Source organism: Arhodomonas sp. SL1 (assembly GCF_052060015.1).
Lineage (GTDB): Bacteria > Pseudomonadota > Gammaproteobacteria > Nitrococcales > Nitrococcaceae > Arhodomonas.
In genome coordinates this window covers 31696-55046 of record NZ_JBPODZ010000013.1, presented here as the reverse complement: position 1 = coordinate 55046, position 23351 = coordinate 31696, and the positions used below count along the sequence as shown (strand labels likewise).

Here is a 23351-nt window from a genome sequence, read left to right as displayed (position 1 = left end):
AGGGCCAACCAATCTCGGCTCGGCGCACAAGGCACACATCTTGACGGATAGCTTCCGTAATGGGTGCCGCGCCGACTTTACTCTCGGCCAGACCCCGTAGCGTCAGGCCCGACGCAAGCACCCACACAAGCCATCTGATCCGTATTGTTAAAGATCACCCCCGGGCCGCTCCGCCCGGCGAGGCGCGCATTCTAGCGCCCGCGCCGCTGAAGTCAACCCGGATTGTTCTCGCCTCGGCCGGCCCGAAAAACCGCTGTGGGCCGCGCCCGCCGAGACCAAGCATTCTAACTGATCCCGAATGCCTGTCAACGCCCCGTAACAATCGTTCCGACCGCCTCCGGGACCTCCCCCACCAGAGCACCGCCCCGGCAAGAGAGCGCGCATTATAGGCACCTCACAGAGACCGTCAAGCGATGAAAAGCACCCCCAACGCCCGCGATCACACACCGCCACCCCAGCGCGCACCCCTTCGCCGCCAGGGCAGGCCCCACCGGGGATCGGCGGGCAGGGCCCGGCGGACTGCGTCCGCCCTACCCCTTACCGCCGTAGGGCGGGAGCAACGAAGCGGATCCCACCAAAACCGGCGGCCATAGGGCGGACGGAGCATAGCGCAGTCCGCCGGCAACAGGCACGCGCTCGCGGCCCGGCGGTCTTCGTCCACCTACGGCCGCTGCCTGCCGCGAGCGGCCTCAGGCGGCCTTGAAGCGGACCCGGGCGAAACGACGCTTGCCCACCTGCATGACCATTGTCTGCTCACCGCTGAGGACCAGATCGCGATCTTCGATGCGCTCGCCGTCCACACGGACCGCGCCCTGCTTGATCATCCGCAAGGCTTCGGAGGTGCTCGGGGTCAGGCCGGCCTGTTTGAGCGCGCTGGCGATGGGTAGGCCGTCGTTGCCCACCTCCAGGGTCACCTCGGGCATATCCTCGGGCATCGCCCCCTTCTGGAAACGTGCGACGAACCCCTCCTTCGCCCGGGCCGACGCCTCGGCGCTGTGAAAACGGCCCACCAGCTCTTCGGCGAGCTCGAACTTCACGTCCCTGGGGTTGCGGCCATCGAGCACCTGTTCGCGCAGTCGCTCGATCTCGGCGAGGGGCCGAAAGGTGAGCAACTCGAAGTAGCGCCACATGAGATCGTCGGAAACGGACATGATCTTGCCGAACATCTCGTCCGCGGGCTCACGGATGCCGACATAATTGCCCAAGGACTTAGACATCTTCTGGACCCCATCCAACCCCTCGAGAATGGGCATGGTCAGGATCACCTGGGGCTTCTGGCCATACTCACGCTGGATCTCGCGGCCCACCAACAGGTTGAATTTCTGGTCGGTGCCGCCGAGCTCCACGTCCGCCTCCAGGGCAACGGAGTCATAGGCCTGGACCAGGGGATAGAGGAATTCGTGCACCGCGATGGAGCGATTCTCTTCGTAGCGCTTGTGGAAGTCGTCCCGCTCGAGCATGCGGGCCACGGTGTACTTCGCCGCGAGGCGGATCATGTCCTCCGCCTTCATCGGACCCATCCAACGGGAGTTGAACTCCACCCGCGTGCGCTCGGGATCGAGGATGCGGAAGATCTGGTCCTGGTAGGTTCGGGCGTTCTCGCTGATCTCCTCCGGTGTGAGCGCCGGCCGGGTGGCGCTCTTGCCGGAGGGGTCGCCGATCATCCCGGTGAAGTCCCCGATCAGGAAGACCACCTGGTGGCCGAGGTCCTGGAACTGCCGGAGCTTGTTAATGAGCACCGTGTGGCCGAGGTGCAGATCCGGTGCCGTGGGATCGAAGCCGGCCTTGATACGTAGTGGCCGTCCCTCCTTGAGGCGCTCGGCGAGATCCGTCTCCGGCAGGATCTCTTCCGCCCCGCGCCGCAGGATCGCCAGGGATTCCTCTATGGTGCTCATGCCCTCTCCGCTGTATCTGTTATGCACTGGGACTGGGGACGCGTCGGTACGCTAAGCGCGTAATGGTAACGAAATCGGCCCGCGCGGCGTTACCACCACCCCCCCGACGTTGACCCCTGTCGGGCATGCGACTAAGGTTTTGCCCTTATACGCGGAGGAATCTCCCTATGCCTAGAATAAGCCGCCGTCGTTCCCGGCTGCCCAGCCTGTCGGACCGCCCCAAACGCGCACGAGGGTATCGCCATATCCTTGCCTTCGCGGTGGCGGCGAGCACCGGCCTCGGCGCGTTGCTGCTGAGCAGTGGTGATGGCGACGCCAATATCGCACCCGCCGGACCGGACGGCCGCAGCACCCAATCCCTGTCGCTGCCGAGCGCGGACGGTGGGGCGACCCAGCCGGAGGGCCGGGAGCCACTCCGGGTGCTGAATGATCCGGCGCCAGCACGCGTGGTGCCACCGGATCAGTCCTCGGCCGGAGACGCTCGCAACGGAGAGTCCTCGGCCGGCCTCCAGCCAGCCACTTTGCAGGCTGCCTCCCTGGCACCACATGCGAGCAATCCCATGGGGGATAGATCCTCGGCAAACGCGACCGCCGATACCGTAGAGCCGGTAGCCCTGCCCACCGATACCCCTCCCCCGAGTGACGTCAACACCGCCAGCCTCGCCTGGGACACCTATGAGGTCCGCTCGGGTGATTCCCTCGCGGCACTGTTCAGCCGTGCCGGCCTCTCCGCCCGGGACGTCCACGAGGTGGTGAACGCCGATGAGCAGGCCCGGGCATTGACCCAGCTCTACCCCGGGGACGAGGTCCGCATCGCCCTGGACGGCGACGGTGGCCTCGAGGGGGTCCGCTACGAGCTCAACGAAACCGAGACGCTCACTGTGCGTCAGGACGGAGACGGTTATTCCAGCGAGATAAGCACCGTGAAGCTCACCGCACGCCGGGCACAGGCGAGCGGAACCATTCGGTCGTCACTGTATGCTGCTGCCCTTGGCGCGGGTCTTTCGGACCGACAGATCATGCAGCTGGCCAGCATCTTCGGCTGGGACATCGACTTCGCCCTGGATCTCCGCAAGGGGGACCAGTTCCGCGTCCTCTACGAGGAGCTCTACCGGGATGGCGAGAAGGTCCGCAACGGCGACATCCTCGCCGCCGAGTTCGTGAACCAGGGCGACCGTTTCCGCGCGGTCCGCTTCACCTTCCCGGACGGCGACAGCCAGTACTTCACCCCCGAGGGCAAGAGCATGCGCAAGGCCTTCCTGCGCACGCCGCTGAACTTCACGCGGGTGAGCTCGGACTTCAACCCAGAGCGCCTGCACCCGATCTACGGCACCAAACGCCCGCACATGGGCACCGATTACGCCGCACCTCCCGGCACGCCCATCAAGGCCGCCGGCGACGGCAAGATCATCCATATCGGGCGAAAGGGTGGCTACGGCAATACCATCATCCTCCAGCACGGCAGCCGCTACACCACCCTGTACGCCCATATGAAGGGGTTCCGCAGGGGGCTCACCCATGGCAACCGGGTGCAGCAGGGGGACGTCATCGGATACGTGGGCAGCACTGGTCTGTCCACCGGCCCGCACCTGCACTACGAGTTCCGCGTCGATGGCCGCCACCGCAACCCAAGGACCGTGGAGCTGCCCGAGGCCCAGCCCATCCCCGCTGAGCACCGCCCGGCATTCGAGGAACACTCGACCCCGCTCGTCGCTGCCCTGGAAGCGGAGACCCCGACGCGGCTCGCGCGCACCGACACCGAGACGGACGGCAACGCCACACAGTAAAGCTGTGCACGGGCGCTACATCGGCCTCATGGCCGGGACCAGCCTGGACGGGGTGGATGCCGCGCTGGTGGCGGTCGATGGCGCCGGCACCCGTATCGAGCACGCCCTTTCCCGCCCCTACGGCCCCGACGTCCGTGAGGGATTGCGCGCCATCGGCGCCGACACGCGCCTCGCCGAGGTGGTCGCCGCCGACGAGGCGGTGGCCGATGCCTTCGCCGGTGCGGTACACGCCCTGCTGGCGGCAAGCGGCTGCCCCACGAATCATGTCACCGCCATCGGGAGTCACGGCCAGACCGTCTGGCATCGGCCCGGCGCACCGCATGCCGCCACGGTCCAGATCGGCGACCCCAGTCGCATCGCCGCGGCCACCGGCATCACCACCGTAGCCGATTTCCGCCGCGCCGATATCGCCGCCGGCGGTGAGGGGGCGCCCCTCGCCCCCGCCTTTCACCTGGCCCTGCTGGAGGACCGCGGTGTCGATGCGGCCGTTCTCAACCTCGGTGGCATCGCCAACCTGACCCTGCCTGGCAACGAGGGCCGCCCACCCCTCGGCTTCGACTGTGGGCCTGCCAACACGCTCCTGGACCGCTGGGCAGAACGCCACCTCGGGCACCCATATGACGACCGGGGCACATGGGGAGAGGGCGGTACCATAAACCAAGGGCTGCTTGAGCACCTGCTCGCCGATACCTACTTCCGGCAACCACCACCGAAGAGCACCGGCCCGGAGCACTTCGATCCGGCCTGGCTGGAGCGCGCCCTCGACCATCACCCGGGAATCCGGCCCCAGGATGTGCAGGCCACCCTAGTGGAGCTGACCGCCGCCTCAGCGGCCGCCGCCCTCGATGAGCATCGTCCGCGGGGCGGGACACTGTTCGTCTGCGGCGGCGGCAGCCACAACGACCACCTCATGGAGCGGCTGCGAGGCCGACTCCCAGGTTGGTCCCTGTCCTCCACTGCCGCGCTCGGCGTGGACCCGGACTACGTAGAGGCGGCCGCATTCGCCTGGCTGGCGATGCGGAGGTTGGCGCTGCTGCCGGGGAACATCCCGTCAGTGACGGGCGCCACCCGGCCGGCCGTGTTGGGCGGGGTCTATCGCGCCTAGACCCCGAAGGAGGAGCCGCACCCGCAGGTGGTGGCGGCGTTGGGATTGCGGATTACGAACTGGGCACCCTCGATGCCCTCGACGTAGTCGATCTCCGCGCCCTCGAGATACGCGCCGCTCATGGGATCGACCAAGAGAGTGACGCCGTTTTTCTCGATAACGGTGTCACCATCTTCCCGGTTCTCGTCGAACATGAATCCGTACTGGAAACCGGAGCAGCCACCGCCGGTGATGTACACGCGCAGCTTCAGGCCCTCCGTCTCTTCCTCCTCGAGCAGTTCGCGGACTTTTGCCGCGGCGTCATCGGTGAAATGGAGGAGGGCCTCCTCCGGGGCTTCAACCGCTTCAGTCATGATCCTATAGCCTCCATGGGCTTCGCCGTTCCCTTCATGTTGGGGGCGGCATTGATCGTAGTCAATCGGGCCCCTCAGGGCAGCAGGGCCACGGCATCCAGCCCCGCCGTCTCCGGGAGACCGAACATGAGGTTCATATTCTGGATTGCCTGGCCCGCCGCCCCCTTGACCAGGTTGTCCTCCACCGCCAGCACCAGCGCCATGTCGCTGTAGGGCTGGCGGTGGACGGCGATGCGACAGGTGTTGACCCCGCGCACGGTCCGCGTCTCCGGATGGCTTCCCGGTGGCAGCACGTCCACGAACGGCTCGTGTGCATAGCGTTCCTCGAAGACCCCCTGCAGGTCCACGTCGGGATCCCGCAGCCGCGCGTAGAGGGTGGCGTGGATGCCGCGCACCATGGGGATGAGGTGCGGCGTGAACATCAGCCCGACAGCCCCCCCGGACATCTCCATCAGCCCTTGGCGGATCTCCGGCAGATGCCGATGCCCGGCGGCCCCGTAGGCACGGAAATTCTCCGAGGCCTCGCCGAGCAGGGTGTGCTGCTTCGGCTGCCGTCCGGCGCCACTGGCGCCGGATTTGGCGTCCGCCACCAGGGTGTCAGTATCCACAAGCCCTGCCTCGAGCAGGGGCAGAAACCCCAGCTGCACCGCCGTCGGATAGCAACCCGGGTTGGCAACCAGGCGCGCCCTCCGGATCTCCTCCCGATGGCACTCCGGCAGGCCGTACACCGCCTCGGCCGCCACCTCCGGGCAGGCATGCTCCATGCCGTACCAGCGCGACCATAACGCCAGGTCACGGATACGGAAGTCGGCGCCGAGATCGATCACACGCACGCCGGCCTCCAGCAGCCGCGGTACCGCCTGCATCGCGGTTCCGTTGGGCGTCGCGAAGAACACTACGTCGCATTCCTCAAGCGCCGCCTCCTCTGGGTGGCAGAACGCAAGGTCGAGGTGGCCGCGGAGGTTCGGGAACAGTTCGGCGACCGGCCGGCCCGCTTCACCTCGGGAGGTTATTACGTGCGCCCGTGCCTGGGGATGGCCGGCGAGCAGCCTCAGCAACTCCACCCCCGTGTACCCCGTGCCCCCCACGATCCCTGCCTTCAGCATGCACCACTCCCATTGCCGGATTGCTAACAGCGATGATAACGCCCGCCCACCGCGGCGGTCACGCCGTACCCGCATGCCCCGAAGGGCACCGGTCTGCGATACTGGTGCGCATGTTTCCTCCGCGACGCTGGTATCGGCATTGGCTTCGCTTCCAGGAGCGGCTCAATCTGCGGCTCTCCGCGGCCGAGGCCCTGGTGGGCCTGTGCCTGCTCGGCGCCCTCACCGGGCTTATGGCCGGCGCCGTCAATCTCGCGTTCCGTGGTGCCGTCGAGCTCACCCAGGCGACCTTCCTGGACTCCGAGGAGGCCTACGAGGGCCTGCCATGGTGGGCCCGGATGGGCCTGCCGCTGCTGGGCGGGGCGGCGATCTGGGGCTATCTCCGCCTCGCGGGCGGCACCGATGCCCGTACCGGCGTGGTCTACGTCATCGAGCGCACCGTCTACCACCAGGGGTATCTGGGGCTGCGCAACGCGGTTACCCAGTTCGTCGCCGGCGCCATCGCCATCATCAGCGGCCACTCGGTGGGCCGCGAGGGGCCGAGCGTACACCTCGGCGCCACCGCGGGAAGCCTGCTCGGCCAGCGACTTCGGGTCCCCAACAACAGCATGCGTACCCTGGTGGCCTGCGGCGCCGCCGCCGCCATCGGGGCGTCGTTCAATACGCCACTGGCCGGCGTGGCATTCGCGATGGAGGTGGTGGTGATGGAGTACACCATCGCGGGGTTCCTGCCGGTGATACTCGCCGCTGGCGTCGCCACCGCCATGACCCATTTCGTCTACGGGGCCGCCCCCGCCTTCAGCGTCCCCGCCATCGCCGCTGAAAGGCTGTGGGAGCTGCCCGTCATTGCGCTGACCGGTTTCGCCATCGGCCTGCTTGCGGCGCTGTTCAACGCCGCCCTCACGTGGACGACACGGCACACCGAGGACTACCCCTTGGCCCTGCGCCTGCTCGCCGCCGGGGCGGCGGTGGGGCTCATCGCCGTCGCGGTGCCCGAGGTGATGGGCATCGGCTACGACACCGTGGGCCTTGCGCTGCTCGGCGAACTGGCCCCGTTGACGCTCATCGCCATCGCCGCCGCCAAGCTGCTCGCCACCAGCGTCAGTCTGGGACTGGGCATCCCGGCGGGATTGATCGGCCCCACCCTGGTGATCGGGGCCGCCGCCGGCGGCGCCATCGGCCACGGCATGGAGGCGGCACTGCCCTGGGAGAGCTCCGGTACCGCCTATTACGCCCTGCTCGGCATGGGGGCGATGATGGGGGCGTGCCTGCGCGCACCGCTAGCGGCGCTGACCGCGATGCTGGAGCTGACCGCCGCCCCCGGGATCATCATGCCCGGGATGCTGGTTATCGTCGTGGCCACGCTCACCAACTCCGAGCTCTTCAACCAGGACTCCATATTCCTCGCCTGGCTCCGTGCCAAGGGCATGGACCCCCGGCGCAATCCGCTGCTGTTCGCCTTCAACCGCATCGGCATCGCCCGCGTGATGGACCGACGGGTCACGGTGCTGCCGCGCATGGTTGAGCACGAGCGGCTCGACCATGTGCTTGAGGAGGAGCCCCGCTGGATCCTTATCGAGGGGGAACAGCCACGTAGGCCCATCGCGGTAATGCCGGTGACCGATCTGCTGCAGCACGCCCACGAGATCCCGGAAACCGAGACGGTGGACCTGCTCGCCATCCCCGCGCAACGGCTGCAACCGGCCGCCATCGACCTGCGGGCAACGGTACGCGAGGCCCTGGAAACGCTGCGCCGGGAGCGCGCCGAGGCACTGTACGTCACCCGCACCACCGTCCCCGGCGTGCGCGGCTACTATGGGATCGTCACGCGCCGGGATATCGAGAACCGCTACCTCGGATGACACGGGCAACGGAGCGCGGAAATGCTGTACCTATGGATCAAGGCCTTGCACATCATCTTTGTGGTGACCTGGTTCGCGGCGATCTTTTATCTGCCGCGACTGTTCGTCTACCACGCCCAGACAGAGGACGCCCCGGGCAACGAGCGCTTCAAGGTCATGGAGCGCAAGCTCTACCGCGGCATCATGAATCCCAGCGCGGTGCTCACCGTGGCCTTTGGGATCTGGCTCCTCTGGCTCAATCCGGTATGGCTCACCCAGGGCTGGCTACACCTCAAGCTCGCCCTGGTGGTGGCGCTGATCGGCTACCACCTCTGGTGCGGCCGGCTGCTACGGGCCTTCGCCCGGGATGAAAACGAATACGGCCACCGTTGGTACCGGTGGTTCAACGAGTTGCCGGTGATCGTGCTGGTGGCCGCGGTGATCTTGGTGGAAGTGAAACCGTTCTAGCAGTGCCGGGGCACTGCCCCGGCCCTACTCGCCGGCGCTGATCTGCGACTGCTGGTAGTTTTGCTCACCGACCCGCTCGATGAGCTCGAGCTGGGTTTCCAACCAGTCGATATGTCCTTCCTCATCGTCGAGGATGCCGCGCAGCAGGTCACGGCTGACGTAATCCCGAACCGATTCGCAGTAGGCGATCGCCTCCAGGTACAGGTCGCGACCGTCCTTCTCCGCCCTGAGGTCGCACTGGAGGATCTCACGCACGCTCTCACCGATCATCAGGCGGCCGAGATCCTGCAGATTGGGCAGCCCTTCCAGGAACAGGATGCGCTTGATGAGGTTGTCGGCGTGGCGCATCTCATCAATGGACTCCTGGTACTCCTTTTCGCCGAGCCGATCCAGCCCCCAGTCCTGCAGGATGCGGGCGTGAAGGAAATACTGATTGATGGCAGTGAGCTCGTTGGTCAGGGCACGGTTGAGGTACTCGAGCACCTTGGTGTCGCCTTGCATCGGGAGGTCTCCCTCGCTGGGTGGAGTCCAACTAGTGTAGTCCACCCGCAGCCCCCGCCAAAACCGCCCGACGCGGGTGCGCGTCTACACCGCGGCCGCCGGCTCCCCCGGTACGGCACGGCCCACGGCGCCGGGGCGGTCGCCCGGGACCGCCTCGGCGAGCATGGCCCGCGCCGCCGGCCCGCACTTGCCGCAACAACTGCACACCCCCAGCTCCCGGCGGAGCTCACGCATGGAGGCGAGACCCTCGTCGATGGCCCGGCGCACGTCGCGCTCGGTCACGGCCTTGCAGAGACAGACATACATGGCACAGCCCCAAGAAACCCGATATCGCGATCATGGGCGAAGGGCGACAACGATGTCAACGCGAATCGTTCTTGTTTTTTATTTGCCCGCACGGGTGAGCGTACCGAGACCCTTCTCCTCCAGCGCGCCACGAACCACTCGCCGGACGTCCTCGGGGTGCTCCATGGCGAGAACCTCCTCCAGCAAGGCGCGGGCCTCGGCGTGGGGGAAGCTGCGGATCACCCATTTGATCCGCAGCAGGCCGACGCTGCTCATGGACAACCCGCTCAACCCCATGGCAAAGAGCAGTAGCGCCGTGGCCGGGTTGCCCGCCATGCCGCCGCAGACGCTGACAGGGACCCCGGTCTCCCGCCCCGCCTCGGCCACATCATTGATCGCCCGCAGCACCGCCGGGTGCAGCTCGTCGTAGAGGCTGGCGACCCGTGGGTTGTTGCGGTCCACGGCAAGCAGGTATTGGGCGAGGTCGTTGGAGCCGATGGAGAGAAAGTCCAGCCGCCGGGCCAGGCTCTCCGCCTGATAGACCGCCGCGGGGACCTCGATCATGGCGCCGAGCCGTGGCCGGGCCACTTCCACGCCCTCCTCGGCGAGCTCACGGCGGGCCCGGTCCATCAACGCGATGGACTGCTCCACCTCCTCCACCCGGCTGACCATCGGGAACATGACCTGCAGGTTGTCCAGGCCGGCCGAGGCCAACAGCATCGCCCGCAGCTGGGTGAGGAAGATCTCGGGGTGGTCGAGGGTCACCCGTACGCCCCGCCAGCCGAGGAAGGGGTTGTCGTCGTCGATGCGGAAATACGGCAGCATCTTGTCGCCGCCGATATCGAGGGTCCGCAGGGTCACCGGCAGGGGCGCGAAGGCGCTCAGCACCTCGCGATACAGCCGCGCCTGCTCCTGCTCTCCGGGGAAGCGATCCCGCACCATGAAGGGGAACTCGGTGCGGTGCAGACCCACGCCGTCGCAGCCCACCTCCCGGGAAGAGGCGATATCCGAGATCAGGCCCGTGTTGATGTAGAGGTGGATACGCACGCCATCCGGGCTCTCCGCCGGCAGGGCCTGCAGCGCCTTGAGGTCCTCGCCGAGCTGACGCTCCTCGCGCTGCAGCCGCCGGTACTCGCGCAGCACCGCCCGGGTGGGCTGGACATAGAGCCGACCCCGGTAGCCGTCGACAATGAGGTCACGGCCGTCGATTACGCTGGGGCGCAGGTCGCTGACACCCATCACCGCGGGCACCCCAAGGGCGCGGGCGAGAATGGCAACATGGGAGTTGGCCGAACCGGTGGCCGAGACCACGCCCACCAACCGCTCCCGCGGGATCTCGGCCAACTGGGAGGCATTGACCTCGTGGCCCACCAGCACCACCCGTTTCGGCAGCGGGCGGTTTCCTCCTTCCATGGCGCCGAGACGGGCGATCAGGCGACGGCCAATGTCGCGCACATCGCTGGCCCGCTCGCGAAGATAGCCATCCTCCATCTCCTCGAAGTGGCGCACCTGCTCAAGCACAACGTCGCGCACCGCGCCGGCCGCCCACACCCCCTCTCGGATGCGGGCGTCCACGGCGCCGGTGAGGCTGTTGCCATCAAGCAGACGCATGTAGACCTCGAAGAGCCGACGCTCCTCCTCCGAGACCATGCCCTCGAGGCGGTCATGCAACTGCTCGAGGTCGCTCCGGACGGCATCGACGGCCTCATGGAAGGCCGTTACCTCGGCCTCGGTGTCCTCCACAGCCGCCTCCGGAACGTCGTCAAAGTCGGTGGCGGAGTACAGGGTGTAGGCCCGGCCGATGCCCACGCCCGTGGCGCCGGCCACGCCGGCGAGGGGGCGGTTGCGTGCCAGACCGCGACGCTTGACCAGCTCGCGCAAGCCCCCGGTGGCCCGGGCATGGGCGATGACGCCGGAGAGCTGGGCGGCCATGGTCACCAGAAAGGCCACCTTTTCGTCGTCGAAACGGCCGCGCTCCTGGCCCTGTACCACCACCACCCCCAAGAGCTGGCGGTAATGGATGATGGGCACGCCCAGAAAGGAATGGAAGTGCTCCTCCCCGGTCTCCGGGAAGAAACGAAAACGCGGGTGGCGGTCCGCATCCTGGAGGTTGATAGGTTCCTCGCGCTCGGCGACCAGACCGACCAGGCCCTCCTCAAAGCGCAGGCGCACCCGGCCCACCGCGTCGGGACGCAGCCCCCGGGTCGCCATCAGGGTGAGGGTCTCGTGGTCCTCGCCAACCAGGTACACCGAGGCGACGTCCACGGCGAGGGCATCGGCGGCACGGTTGACGATGATATTCAGCGCCTGGCCGAGGTCCCGGGCGGTATTCACCTCCTGGACGATGCGGTGGAGCTCGCCGAGCATCAGCCGGTCCGCTCGCTGGCGCGTCGAGGCCGCTCCGGCGGCCCGTCGGGAAAGATCAGAGGGGCCAGCTCGGTAAGGGCTCGCGCATAGACGCGCCGCTTGAAGAACACCACGCGGCGCACCGGCTCCCAATAATCCACCCAGCGCCAGTCATCGAACTCGGGCTGCGGGGAGCGGTCCAGGCGCACCGCGTCCTCTTCGCCGGTCAGGCGGAGCATGAACCACACCTGCTTCTGGCCGATGCACAGGGGCCGCTGTCGACGGCGGACGAGATGGCGGGGCAGCCGGTAGCGCAGCCAGCCCTCGGTGCAGCCGAGCACCTTCACGTCCTCGCCCTCGAGCCCCACTTCCTCATGGAGCTCACGGTACAGGGCCTGCTGGGCGGACTCGTTACGCTTGATCCCCCCCTGGGGGAACTGCCACGCGTTCTGGCCGATGCGCCGGGCCCAGAACACACGACCCGCCCCATCGGTGAGGATGATCCCTACATTCGGCCTGAAACCATCCGAATCAATCACTTAGCAACCCGACACGCCAATCCGTAAACTGAAGCTATTCTTCCACATCGACACAAACACCGGCAAATCGGCCCTTTATCCCTGCACCGCCAAGGCGGGCCGGGCTAGACTGTGGCGCCCATCGGAGGACAACCGGGCACACCAATGGCTGAGGCGATCACCCTTTTCGATCTGGACAATACGCTACTTGCCGGCGATAGCGACCACCTCTGGGGGGAATACCTGGTGGAGCAGGGCGTGGTCGACGAGACCCGGTTCCGCAACGCCAATGACCGCTTCTACGCCGCCTACCAGGCCGGCACCCTGGACATCGACGAGTTCCTGCGCTTTGCCCTGCGCCCACTGGCGGAAACCCCGCCGGAGCGGCTGCTACGGCTGCGCGAGGCGTTCATCCGGGAACGGATCGCCCCCATCGTGCTTCCCGCGGGGCGCACGCTCGTCGAGTCCCACCGCGAGCGGGGTGACACGCTGGTGATCATTACCGCCACCAATCGCTTCATTACCGGCCCCATCGCCGAGCTCCTCGGTGTGGAGCACCTCCTCGCCACCGAGCCCGAGCACCACGATGGCCGGTTTACCGGGGGATACACGGGGACGCCCACGTACCGAGAAGGCAAGATCGTGGTGTTCGGGCAGTGGCGTCGGGAACGGGGGCTGGAAGAGGCGGCAACCACTTTCTACAGTGATTCCCACAATGACCTCCCCCTGCTCCGGGAGGTGAATGAGCCGGTGGCGGTGGACCCCGACCCCGAGCTGGACGCCGCGGCGCAGCGCAACCGCTGGCCGCGGATCACCCTGCGAAAGGGCGAGCGGCCACAGCCGCTGCCCTGAGCAGGTCAGTGGGCCAGCAGAACCGGCCGCTCCATGCGGTGCATCATCTCTCGGGTGGTGCCTCCGAGGACGAGCTCGCGCATCCGCGACTGCCCGTACGCGCCCATCACCACCAGGTCTGCATCATCGCTCGCGGCCACATCGAGGAGGATTCTCGCGGGATCCTCCCGCGATCTCTCCCGCTGCTCCACCTCCACGGGCACGCCGTGGCGAGATAGCCAGGCCCCGACGTCGCCCCCCGGATCCGCATCCCCTCCGCCGGCGACAAGCACCTTCACGGCCTCGGCGCCAGCGAGCAGCGGCAACGCGTCGGCGATGGCACGGGCCGCCTCCCGACTGCCGTTCCAGCCCACCAGGGCCCGCCGCCCCGGGCGGCCCTCCCAGCCGTCACGGGGCAGCACCAGCACCGGCCGCCCACTGGCCACGGCCACCTGGGCGGGGAGATCGACGGCGGCATCGTCCTCCCCCCGGGGGCGATCGGGCTGCCCCATGACCACCGCATCCGCATAGCGCGCGTGCCGGCTGATCACATCGAGTCGCTCGCCGCCCTCGGCAAGTCCGTCATGGCTGCGCCACTCCCGCCGGCCATGGGGGAGCGCCTGCTCGAAACGCCCCTGCAATCGCTCGAGTCGCTCCCGGTTGCGTTCGCCGTAGTCGCGCAGCCGCGAGGGCTGCGACAGCTCCAGGGGCAACCGGAACGGCGATACGGCAAGGCCCACGACATGGGCACCGAAATGCTCGGCGAGCAGGCCCGCCGAGGCCAACGCCGAATCCAGCGCGGCCCCTTCCTCTAGGTAAACCAGCAGATCCTTCCAGGCCGTCATGCCGATGCCTCCTCGCTCAGTGGGACAGGAACACCGGCAGCGTCATGCTCTCGAGCACGCCGCGGGTGGCCCCGCCTAGCATCATTTCCCGCATTCGGGTGCGGCCGTACGCCCCCATCACCATCATATCGGCGCCGTAATCGCTGGCCGCGGACAGCAACGCCGAAGCGACATCCAGATCACCGAGGTGCTGATGGGCCGCCTCGACCTTTACGCCATGCCGCGCCAGATGCGTGGAGATATCCGCCGCTGGCTGCTCACCGTGGGCGGCGTCCCGGCTGGTGCCCGTCAGCGCGAGCACGCGCACCTGGTCCGCCTCCTTGAGCAGCGGCAGGGCGTCGCCGACGGCACGGGCGGATTCCCGACCCGCGTCCCAGGCAACCAGGATGCGCCGGCCGACGGGCTGTTCCCGCCAAGCATAAGGAGTCGCGAGCACCGGGCGACCGCTCAACAGCGAAAGCTGCCCCGGAAGATCCGTGGGCACCGCCGAGCGCACGTCCCGGCTATCCGGCTGGCCGACCACGGTAAAGTCCGCATAGCGCGAGTGCCGTGCCAGCACGTCCAGAACCGTGCCACCGGCGTTGACGGTGTCGGTAGCACGCCACTCGGTGACCAGCTGCCGCCCACCCACAAGGGACTCGAAACGCTGCCGGAGCTTCTCGTTACGCTCCTGGGCGATCTGGAGCTGGCTCTCTAACGTCTGTGTGGGCACGAACTCCGGCACGAGCATGATATCCGCCACGGCGAGCCCCACGAGATGGGCATCCCATCGAGCCGCGAGCTCGGCGGCGAGACGCGCGCGGCGCTCCACCTCGTCGGATTCGTCCACGTACAGCAGAATGGTACGGGGCTGCATCATGCCTATCCTCCCGATTCCGGTTAGTGTTTGTTCTCGACCTCCACCAACGTCAGGCATTGTGCCCAGCGTGCGGATGATCTGGATCAACCCGGCTGTCATTGGCCGGGGAGGTCATTTACTATTACGTTTACGTAAACGGCAACCTTTCGGGCAGTCGGCGATGCAGCAACCCAGCGAACGACAACCACCACAAAACGCTACCACCTATACCATCTCCGAGCTTGCGCGGGAATTCGGCATCACCACAAGGGCCATCCGCTTCTACGAGAACCGGGGCCTGCTCACTCCCCGCCGCGAGGGCCAGCGCCGGGTCTACAGCCGCCGTGACCGCACCCGGCTCAAGCTTACCCTGCGCGGCAAGCGCTTGGGCATGACGCTCGCCGAGATCAAGGAGGTCTTCGACCTCTACGACGTGGCCCATGGCGAAGAACGCCAGCTCGCCCGTTACCTCGAAATCCTAGACGAAAAACGCCAACTGTTCCTCCAGCAGCGTAAGGATCTCGAGGACGCATTGAGCGAGATGGAGGATTCCATGGCACGTTGCCGGCGCATCCTGGAGAGCAAGCGCCAGCGCGAGCGCACCGGGAGTTGATGCTATCGAGCCCAATATTGACGTTTACGTAAACGTCAAATAATATCGCGACAGGAAGAAAAGCCCGGGAGGAGAGGACCATGGAGCTGCCTGGCCTGAACTTCGGCCTCGGCGAAGAGATCGCCATGCTTCGCGAGGCAGTGCGGGATTTCGCCAATCGCGAGATCGCCCCGCAGGCTGCCGAGATCGATGCCACCAACCGCTTCCCGCGGGAGCTGTGGCCGAAGCTCGGCGAGCTCGGCCTCCACGGCATCACCGTGTCGGAGGAATACGGCGGCAGCGACATGGGCTACCTCGCCCATATGGTGGCGATGGAGGAGATCAGCCGCGCCTCCGCATCCATCGGCCTCTCCTACGGCGCCCACTCCAACCTCTGCATCAACCAACTCCGCCTCAACGGCAGCGAGGCCCAGCGGCGGAAGTACCTCCCGCCGCTGGTCAGCGGCGAGCACGTGGGCGCCCTGGCCATGTCCGAGCCCGGCGCCGGTTCCGATGTGGTCTCCATGCGCCTGCGCGCCGAGCGACGCGGCGATCGCTACCTGCTCAACGGCAACAAGATGTGGATCACCAACGGCCCCGAGGCGGACACCCTGGTGGTCTACGCCAAAACCGACCCGGAGGCCGGCCCCAAGGGCATCACCGCCTTTATCGTGGAGAAGGGCATGCCCGGCTTCTCCACCGCGCAGAAACTCGACAAGCTCGGCATGCGCGGCTCCGACACCTGCGAGCTGGTGTTCGAGGACTGCGAGGTCCCCGCCGAGAACATCCTCGGCGAGGAGAACCGCGGCGTACGCGTGCTCATGAGTGGGCTCGACTACGAGCGCGCGGTACTCGCCGCCGGCCCCCTGGGCATCATGCATGCCTGCCTGGACGTGGTAATGCCTTACGTCCACGAGCGCCGCCAGTTTGACCAGCCCATCGGCGAGTTCCAGCTCATCCAGGGCAAGGTCGCCGACCTCTACACCACGCTCAATGCCTGCCGCGCCTACGTCTATGCGGTGGGCGCGGCCTGTGACCGCGGCGAAACCACCCGCAAGGACGCCGCCGGGGCCATCCTCTATGCCGCCGAAAAGGCGACCCAGTGTGCCCTGGAGGCCATTCAGATCCTCGGCGGCAACGGCTACATCAACGAGTACCCCACGGGACGGCTGCTCCGCGACGCCAAGCTCTACGAGATCGGCGCCGGCACCAGCGAGATCCGCCGGATGCTGATCGGCCGCGAGCTCTTCCGCGAGACCGGCTGACCCCTCTCAGCGAAACCACGAGGCTGCGGCCATGCGCAACACGGAAACCGACCCCGTCGTCATCGTCAGCTACGCCCGCACCCCCATGGGCGGCTTCCAGGGCGAACTCTCCCCTCTTCGGGCACCAGAGCTCGGCGCAGCGGCCATCGCCGCCGCGGTGCAGCGCGCGGAGCTCGCCCCCGATCACGTGAACGAGGTCCTCATGGGCAACGTGTTGCCCGCCGGCGTCGGCCAGGCCCCGGCCCGGCAGGCGGCCATCGGCGCCGGACTGCCCCAGTCGGTCCCGTGCACCACCGTGAGCAAGGTCTGTGGGTCCGGCATGAAGGCGGTGATGTTCGCCCATGACTTGCTCGCCGTGGGCACCAACGCAGTGATGGTAGCGGGTGGCATGGAGAGCATGTCCAACGCCCCCTATCTCCTAGACCGGGCGCGGAACGGCTACCGCCTCGGCCACGGGCGGGTGCTTGATCATATGTTCCTGGACGGCCTGGAGGATGCCTACGACCCCGGCCGGCTGATGGGGACCTATGCCGACGATACCGCCGAACACTACGGTTTCACCCGCGAGGCCCAGGACGCCTTTGCCATCGAGTCCCTGCGCCGCGCCAACCGGGCGATCGAGCAGGGTGACTTCGCCGATGAGATCACGCCGGTGACGGTTGCCGGGCGGCGCGGCGAGCACAGCGTGGAGATCGACGAGCAACCCGGCCAGGCGCGCCCCGACCGTATCCCGGAGCTCAAGCCGGCCTTCCGCAAGGGCGGCACCGTCACGCCGGCCAACTCCAGCTCCATCTCCGACGGCGGCGCCGCACTCGTGCTCATGCGCGCCTCTGAGGCGGAGCGCCGCGGCCTCTCGCCGCGGGCGGTGATCCGCGGCCACGCCGGTCACGCACAGGCCCCCGCCTGGTTCACCACCGCGCCGGTGGGCGCCATGCGCAGCCTCTTCGAGACCGTCGGCTGGCAGGCCGACGACGTGGATCTCTTCGAGATCAACGAGGCCTTCGCGGTGGTGACCATGGCGGCCATGCAGGAGCTCGGATTGCCCCACGACAAGGTCAACGTCAACGGCGGTGCCTGTGCCCTGGGCCACCCCATCGGCTGCTCCGGGGCGCGCCTCCTGGTCACCCTGCTAGCGGCCATGGAGCGCCGCGACGCCCGGCGCGGCGTCGCCTCGCTTTGCATCGGTGGCGGCGAGGCCACCGCCGTCGCCGTCGAGCGCCTCTGAACAAGGGGGGAACGTCGTGAGCGCCATCAAGAGCAGGATCACCCCACGCAGCGAGGGCTTCGAGGACAACCGTGCCGCGATGGACGCCCTGGTGGCCGATCTCCGGGAGAAGGTCCAGGCGATCAAGCTCGGCGGCGGCGAGCGGGCCCGCGAACGCCACCTCTCCCGTGGCAAGCTGCTGCCCCGCGACCGCATCCGCGTGCTGCTGGACACCGGCTCCCCGTTTCTGGAGCTCTCCCAGCTCGCCGCTCACGAGGTCTACGAAGACGACATACCGGCGGCGGGGATCATCACCGGCATCGGCCGCATCAACGGCCGCGAATGCATGATCGTGGCCAACGACGCGACGGTAAAGGGCGGCACCTACTACCCACTTACGGTGAAGAAACACCTTCGCGCCCAGGAAATCGCCCAGCAGAACCACCTGCCCTGTGTCTACCTGGTGGACTCCGGTGGCGCCAATCTCCCGAACCAGGACGAGGTCTTCCCGGACCGCGACCACTTCGGCCGCATCTTCTACAACCAGGCCCACATGTCGGCCAAGGGCATACCACAGGTCGCGGTGGTGATGGGCTCATGCACCGCCGGCGGTGCCTACGTGCCGGCGATGGCGGACGAGAGCATCATCGTCCGCGAGCAGGGCACCATCTTCCTCGGCGGCCCACCCCTGGTGAAAGCCGCCACCGGCGAGGACGTCACCGCCGAGGAGCTCGGCGGCGCGGACACGCACTCCAAGATCTCCGGGGTCACCGACCATTACGCCCTCAACGATGCCCACGCCCTGGGCACCGCGCGACGGCTGATCGCCCACCTCAACCGGCCCAAGCGGCATCGCCTGGAGATCCGCGAGCCGCGCCCGCCGCTCTACGACCCCGATGAGCTCGACGGCATTGTGCCCGTGGACAACAAGCAGCCCTATGACGTCCGCGAGGTGATCGCGCGCATCGTCGACGCCAGCGAGCTCGATGAGTTCAAGGCGCTCTACGGCACCACCCTGGTCTGCGGCTTCGCCCGCATCCACGGCTACCCGGTAGGCGTCATCGCGAACAACGGCGTCCTGTTTTCGGAGTCGGCGCTGAAGGGGGCACACTTCGTGGAGCTGTGCAGCCAGCGCGGCATCCCGCTGGTGTTCCTGCAGAACATCACCGGCTTTATGGTCGGCCGCCGCTACGAGGCCGGCGGCATCGCCAAGGATGGAGCCAAGCTGGTCACCGCGGTGGCCACCAGCGCGGTGCCGAAGTTCACGGTGATCATCGGTGGCAGCTTCGGTGCGGGTAACTACGGCATGTGCGGCCGCGCGTACTCCCCGCGCTTCCTGTGGATGTGGCCCAACGCGCGGATCTCGGTGATGGGCGGCGAGCAGGCCGCGGCAGTGCTCGCCCAGGTGCGCCGCGACGCCCTGGAGCGCCGGGGCGAGAGCTGGAGCGCCGAGGACGAGGAGGCCTTCAAGGCGCCGGTCCGCGGGCAATACGAGCGTGAGGGCCATCCCTACTACGCCAGTGCCCGTCTTTGGGACGACGGCGTCATCGCACCGGCCGATACCCGCATGGTACTCGGGCTCGGCCTCTCGGCCGCGTTGAACGCGCCGGAGGAGCAGACCCGCTTCGGCGTCTTCCGCATGTGATCATCCGGGGAAGCAGCGATGGACGACGACACCCTTGATATCCGGAGAGAGGCGGGCATCGCCCGGGTCACCATGAACCGGCCCCGGGTCCACAACGCCTTCGATGACGCCCTGATCGCCGCGCTCACCCGGGCCCTGGAGGACATCGGCCACGACGACAGCGTGCGCGCGGTCATCCTCGCCGGCGCGGGGCGCAGCTTTTCCGCCGGCGCGGACCTGGGTTGGATGCGGCGCATGGCCGACTATGACTGGCAGGAGAACTACCAGGATTCCCGGGCCCTCGGGCGGCTCATGCACACCCTCAACGGCCTGCCACAACCCACGGTGGCCCGGGTCAACGGTGCGGCCATGGGCGGGGGCGTGGGGCTCGTCGCCTGCTGCGACATTGCCATCGCCTCGGAGGCCGCGGTCTTTGCCCTCACCGAGGTCCGCTTGGGACTGATCCCCGCGGTGATCAGCCCGTACGTGGTGAGTGCCATAGGCGAACGCCAGGCACGGCGATACTTCGTCAGTGGCGAGCGCTTCGACGCCGGCACCGCCCGGCGGCTCGGCCTGATCCATGAGGTAGTGCCGGCGGAGGCCCTGGACGACGCCGTCGGCGCCATGATCGCGACGCTGCAGGGCAACGGCCCCCTGGCGATGCGGGAGGCCAAGCGCCTGGCCCTGGACATGAGCCGCGGCCCGCTGGACGAACGCATGGTCGAAGACACCGCCGAGCGCATCGCCGACCAGCGCGCCAGCGACGAGGGCAAGGCGGGCGTGAGCGCCTTCCTCGAGAAACGGCCACCCCGCTGGAAGGACGGTTGACCATGGTGGTCACGGATTCACACCGATGAACACTCGAAGGCTTCCGCTCGCCGCGGCATACCGGCGCGGGGGCACCTGCCCCGATCCGGGTGTATCCGTGTGGATCCGTGGCTGCCCATCAGAACCTGACAGGAAACGGGCATGTTCGAGAAGATACTGATCGCCAACCGCGGGGAGATCGCCTGTCGAGTCGCCCAGACCTGCCGGCGGCTGGGCGTGCGCACCGTCGCTGTCTACTCCGAGGCGGACGCCCAGGCGCGGCACGTCCAGCTCTGCGACGAGGCCTGGCTGGTCGGGCCGGCGCCGGCCCGGGAGAGCTACCTGGACGCCGAGCGCATCCTCGAGGTGGCCCGGCGCTCCGGTGCCGAGGCGATCCATCCCGGCTATGGCTTCCTCTCGGAGAACCCCACCTTCGCCCACGCCTGCGAGGCCGCTGGCATCACCTTCATCGGCCCGCCGGCCGCCGCCATCGATGCCATGGGCTCGAAGAGCGCCGCCAAGGCCCTGATGGCCGAGGCCGGCGTGCCCCTGGTCCCCGGCTACCACGGCGACAACCAGGACCCCGAGCACCTGGCCGAGGCCGCCGCGGAGATCGGCTACCCGGTGCTCATCAAGGCCAGCGCCGGCGGCGGTGGCAAGGGCATGCGCCGGGTCGATCGCCCCGAGGACTTCGCTACCGAGCTGGCCGCCGCCAAGCGGGAATCCGCTGCCAGCTTCGGCGACGAACAAGTGCTGGTGGAGAAGTATCTCCTGCAGCCCCGCCACATCGAGGTCCAGGTCTTCGCCGACACCGCCGGCAATGCCGTCCACCTCTTCGAGCGTGACTGCTCGGTGCAACGCCGCCACCAGAAGGTGGTAGAGGAGGCGCCCGCCCCCGGGATGGGCGAGCAGCGCCGCCGGGAGATGGGCGCGGCGGCGGTGCGCGCCGCCCGGGCCATTGGCTACGTGGGTGCCGGCACCGTGGAGTTCATCGTCCACCAGGACGGCAGCTTCTACTTCATGGAGATGAACACCCGGCTGCAGGTGGAGCACCCGGTAACGGAGATGATCACCGGCGAGGACCTGGTGGAATGGCAGCTGCGGGTGGCGGCCGGCGAGTCCCTGCCCCGCGGCCAGGATCAGCTCGCCATCCACGGCCATGCCTTCGAGGCGCGCATCTACGCCGAGGACCCGGCCAATGACTTCCTCCCCGCCACGGGGCTGATCCACCACCTGCGCACACCGGAGGAGAACCCCCGGGTACGCATCGACACCGGCGTCCGCGAGGGCGACGAGGTCAGCATCCACTATGATCCCATGATCGCCAAGCTCATCGTCTGGGACGGTGACCGCCCCGGGGCCCTGCGGCGGCTGCGGCGGGCGCTGGCCGACTACCAGGTGGTGGGCCCGACGACCAATATCACCTTCCTGCAGGCACTCACCGCGCACCCGGCCTTCTCCGCGGCGGAGCTGGATACCGCCTTTATCGACCGCCACCATGAGGCGTTGTTCCCGGAACCCCAGGCCGCCTCGGACCGGGTCCTCGCCCTTGCCTGCCTGGCCGAGTTCCTGCGCATCGACGCGGAGGCGGCGCGACGCGCCGCGGCCTCCGCGGACCCGTATTCGCCCTGGCACGCCACCAGCGGCTGGGTGCTCAACGACGACAACCATCACACCCTGCACTTCCGCGACGGCGACCGCGACATCAGCGTCACCGCCCACTACCGGGAAGGCCACTACCTGCTCGAGCTGCCCGGCGGCGAGATCCGCGCCCGGGGCCAGCTCGACGGCAACGGCGACATGCGCGTGGATCTCGGCGGGGTGCGGCTGACCGCCACGGTAGTCCGTGACGGCGCGACGCTGACCATCATCTGCGACGGGCTCACCCATGAGCTGGTCTGCCATGACCCACTGACCGTGGGCATGGAGGACGAGGTGCGCGAGGGCAGCCTCACCGCCCCCATGCCGGGGACCGTGGTCAGCGTGCTGGTGACCGCCGGCGACCAGGTCAGCGAGGGCCAGGCGCTGATGGTACTCGAGGCGATGAAGATGGAGTACACCATCAAGGCGCCGGCGGACGGCGTCGTCGAGCACATCGCCTTCTCCGCGGGCGAGCAAGTCTCCGAGGGTGCGGAGCTGCTGGCCATTGCCGCCAACGAGTGAGCCCGGTTTACGCCCCCTCGCAAAATAGTTTATGTTGAAACTAATTGCGCCGAGGATGGAAATGCGATGGCACTACCGCAGCGCGTGAAGATCGTCGAGGTGGGCCCGCGGGACGGGCTCCAGAATGAGCCGCAGAGCATCGATGCGGCAGTGAAGGTCGAGCTCATCGAGCGCCTCGGCAACGCCGGGCTCCCGGTGGTGGAGGCCGGCGCCTTCGTCTCGCCGAAATGGGTGCCCCAGATGGCGGCGAGCGCTGAGGTTCTCACCGGCATCCGCCGCCGCGAGGGCGTCTCCTATCCCGTGCTCGTCCCCAACATGAAGGGCCTCGAGGCCGCGCTGGCGGCCGGGGCGGAGGAGATTGCCGTCTTCGGGGCTGCCTCCGAGAGCTTCTCCCAGCGCAACATCAACTGCTCCATCGCCGAGAGCCTGGAGCGCTTCCGCCCGGTGATCGAGGGGGCCACCGCCCAGGGCCTGCGGGTGCGCGGCTACGTCTCCTGCGTGCTCGGCTGCCCCTACGAGGGGGCCATCGCGCCGGAGGCGGTGGCGAGGGTCTCCGCCGAGCTCTACCGGATGGGCTGCTACGAGATCTCCTTGGGCGATACCATCGGCACCGGCACACCACTGAAGGCGCAGCGGATGGTGGAGACGGTGGCGCAGGACATCCCTATGGAACGGCTGGCCGCGCATTTCCACGACACCTACGGGCAGGCCCTGGCCAATCTCTATGCGGTCATGGGGCTCGGCATCGCCACCGTGGACAGCTCCGTGGCGGGCCTTGGCGGCTGTCCCTATGCCAAGGGCGCCTCCGGCAACGTGGCCACCGAGGACGTCGTCTACCTATTGGACGGCCTGGGCATCGACAGCGGGGTGGATCTGGAGCGCCTGGCGGCCACGGGGCGGTGGATTTCCGATAAGCTGGGCCGCGAACCAACCTCGAAGGTGGCCCGTGCGCTGGCCGCGCGGGCCGGAGCGTAGAACAA

The 23351-nt window shown here is 68.0% G+C and carries 21 protein-coding genes; 12 read left to right on the top strand and 9 right to left on the bottom strand.

The features are described 5' to 3' along the window. Positions 1 to 689 precede the first annotated feature (689 nt). Positions 690 to 1895 carry a tyrosine--tRNA ligase gene (tyrS, locus tag ACQ754_RS14640; protein WP_440997781.1) on the bottom strand — a complete coding sequence of 402 codons (1206 nt, stop codon included), beginning with the start codon at positions 1893 to 1895 and terminating at the stop codon, positions 690 to 692. Positions 1896 to 2062: 167 nt separating this feature from the next. On the opposite strand from tyrS, the gene ACQ754_RS14635 reads away from it, so the two are divergent. Both ACQ754_RS14635 and ACQ754_RS14630 read left to right on the top strand, forming a co-directional pair. Next, on the top strand, positions 2063 to 3682 hold the full coding sequence (locus ACQ754_RS14635) for an OapA family protein (RefSeq protein ID WP_440997780.1): 1620 nt from the start codon (positions 2063 to 2065) through the stop codon (positions 3680 to 3682). 4 nt (positions 3683 to 3686) lie between these two features. Beyond that, positions 3687 to 4787, top strand: a complete 1101-nt coding sequence (locus ACQ754_RS14630; RefSeq protein WP_440997779.1) for an anhydro-N-acetylmuramic acid kinase — start codon at positions 3687 to 3689, stop codon at positions 4785 to 4787. On the opposite strand, the gene erpA is transcribed toward ACQ754_RS14630, so the two are convergent. Then, positions 4784 to 5140 carry an iron-sulfur cluster insertion protein ErpA gene (erpA, locus tag ACQ754_RS14625; protein ID WP_440997778.1) on the bottom strand — a complete coding sequence of 119 codons (357 nt, stop codon included), beginning with the start codon at positions 5138 to 5140 and terminating at the stop codon, positions 4784 to 4786. The genes ACQ754_RS14630 and erpA overlap by 4 nt on opposite strands. Positions 5141 to 5214: 74 nt before the next feature. After that, on the bottom strand, positions 5215 to 6246 hold the full coding sequence (gene argC / locus ACQ754_RS14620; RefSeq protein ID WP_440997777.1) for an N-acetyl-gamma-glutamyl-phosphate reductase: 1032 nt from the start codon (positions 6244 to 6246) through the stop codon (positions 5215 to 5217). Positions 6247 to 6356: 110 nt separating this feature from the next. Here argC and ACQ754_RS14615 point away from each other — a divergent pair, with 110 nt between their 5' ends. Further along, the gene (locus tag ACQ754_RS14615; RefSeq protein ID WP_440997776.1) at positions 6357 to 8105 is read left to right on the top strand and encodes a chloride channel protein; all 1749 of its coding nucleotides are present in this window, start codon (positions 6357 to 6359) and stop codon (positions 8103 to 8105) included. A gap of 21 nt (positions 8106 to 8126) precedes the next feature. Further along, entirely contained in the window at positions 8127 to 8552 is a 426-nt protein-coding gene (gene hemJ, locus ACQ754_RS14610) for a protoporphyrinogen oxidase HemJ (protein ID WP_440997775.1), read from the top strand. A gap of 24 nt (positions 8553 to 8576) precedes the next feature. Here the strand turns inward: hemJ and bfr are convergent, their stop codons facing one another. The 4 genes from bfr to ACQ754_RS14590 all read right to left on the bottom strand — a co-directional run bounded on the left by bfr (position 8577) and on the right by ACQ754_RS14590 (position 12223). Beyond that, positions 8577 to 9053, bottom strand: coding sequence for a bacterioferritin (gene bfr, locus ACQ754_RS14605; RefSeq protein ID WP_440997774.1), 477 nt, complete (start codon positions 9051 to 9053; stop codon positions 8577 to 8579). Positions 9054 to 9137: 84 nt separating this feature from the next. After that, complete coding sequence (locus ACQ754_RS14600; protein WP_440997773.1) at positions 9138 to 9359, bottom strand: (2Fe-2S)-binding protein; 222 nt, start codon at positions 9357 to 9359, stop codon at positions 9138 to 9140. A 78-nt stretch (positions 9360 to 9437) separates the two neighbouring features. Continuing rightward, a complete protein-coding gene (gene ptsP, locus ACQ754_RS14595) occupies positions 9438 to 11705 on the bottom strand; it encodes a phosphoenolpyruvate--protein phosphotransferase (protein ID WP_440997772.1) in 2268 nt (755 codons plus the stop codon). Continuing rightward, on the bottom strand, positions 11705 to 12223 hold the full coding sequence (locus ACQ754_RS14590; RefSeq protein WP_440997771.1) for an RNA pyrophosphohydrolase: 519 nt from the start codon (positions 12221 to 12223) through the stop codon (positions 11705 to 11707). Before ACQ754_RS14590 ends, ptsP begins: the two co-directional genes overlap by 1 nt. 144 nt (positions 12224 to 12367) lie before the next feature. Between ACQ754_RS14590 and ACQ754_RS14585 the strand changes: the two genes are divergently transcribed. Continuing rightward, the gene (locus ACQ754_RS14585) at positions 12368 to 13054 is read left to right on the top strand and encodes an HAD family hydrolase (protein ID WP_440997770.1); all 687 of its coding nucleotides are present in this window, start codon (positions 12368 to 12370) and stop codon (positions 13052 to 13054) included. 5 nt (positions 13055 to 13059) lie between these two features. Here the strand turns inward: ACQ754_RS14585 and ACQ754_RS14580 are convergent, their stop codons facing one another. Together ACQ754_RS14580 and ACQ754_RS14575 are read right to left on the bottom strand one after the other, a co-directional pair. Continuing rightward, a complete protein-coding gene (locus ACQ754_RS14580) occupies positions 13060 to 13878 on the bottom strand; it encodes a universal stress protein (protein WP_440997769.1) in 819 nt (272 codons plus the stop codon). A gap of 16 nt (positions 13879 to 13894) precedes the next feature. Next, the gene (locus ACQ754_RS14575; RefSeq protein WP_440997768.1) at positions 13895 to 14737 is read right to left on the bottom strand and encodes a universal stress protein; all 843 of its coding nucleotides are present in this window, start codon (positions 14735 to 14737) and stop codon (positions 13895 to 13897) included. Between the two features lie 160 nt (positions 14738 to 14897). Here ACQ754_RS14575 and ACQ754_RS14570 point away from each other — a divergent pair, with 160 nt between their 5' ends. The 7 genes from ACQ754_RS14570 to ACQ754_RS14540 all read left to right on the top strand — a co-directional run bounded on the left by ACQ754_RS14570 (position 14898) and on the right by ACQ754_RS14540 (position 23346). Next, the gene (locus ACQ754_RS14570) at positions 14898 to 15329 is read left to right on the top strand and encodes a MerR family transcriptional regulator (RefSeq protein ID WP_440997767.1); all 432 of its coding nucleotides are present in this window, start codon (positions 14898 to 14900) and stop codon (positions 15327 to 15329) included. Positions 15330 to 15409: 80 nt separating this feature from the next. Continuing rightward, the gene (locus ACQ754_RS14565) at positions 15410 to 16573 is read left to right on the top strand and encodes an isovaleryl-CoA dehydrogenase (RefSeq protein ID WP_440997766.1); all 1164 of its coding nucleotides are present in this window, start codon (positions 15410 to 15412) and stop codon (positions 16571 to 16573) included. A gap of 31 nt (positions 16574 to 16604) precedes the next feature. Continuing rightward, positions 16605 to 17798: an acetyl-CoA C-acyltransferase gene (locus ACQ754_RS14560; protein ID WP_440997765.1), complete on the top strand. Its 1194-nt coding sequence runs from the start codon at positions 16605 to 16607 to the stop codon at positions 17796 to 17798. Between the two features lie 16 nt (positions 17799 to 17814). Continuing rightward, complete coding sequence (locus tag ACQ754_RS14555) at positions 17815 to 19422, top strand: carboxyl transferase domain-containing protein (RefSeq protein WP_440997764.1); 1608 nt, start codon at positions 17815 to 17817, stop codon at positions 19420 to 19422. Positions 19423 to 19440: 18 nt separating this feature from the next. Then, positions 19441 to 20229, top strand: coding sequence for an enoyl-CoA hydratase/isomerase family protein (locus tag ACQ754_RS14550; protein WP_440997763.1), 789 nt, complete (start codon positions 19441 to 19443; stop codon positions 20227 to 20229). 141 nt (positions 20230 to 20370) lie between these two features. Further along, the gene (locus tag ACQ754_RS14545) at positions 20371 to 22371 is read left to right on the top strand and encodes an acetyl-CoA carboxylase biotin carboxylase subunit (protein WP_440997762.1); all 2001 of its coding nucleotides are present in this window, start codon (positions 20371 to 20373) and stop codon (positions 22369 to 22371) included. A gap of 66 nt (positions 22372 to 22437) precedes the next feature. Beyond that, positions 22438 to 23346, top strand: a complete 909-nt coding sequence (locus ACQ754_RS14540; protein ID WP_440997761.1) for a hydroxymethylglutaryl-CoA lyase — start codon at positions 22438 to 22440, stop codon at positions 23344 to 23346. The last annotated feature ends 5 nt before the right edge of the window (positions 23347 to 23351 follow it).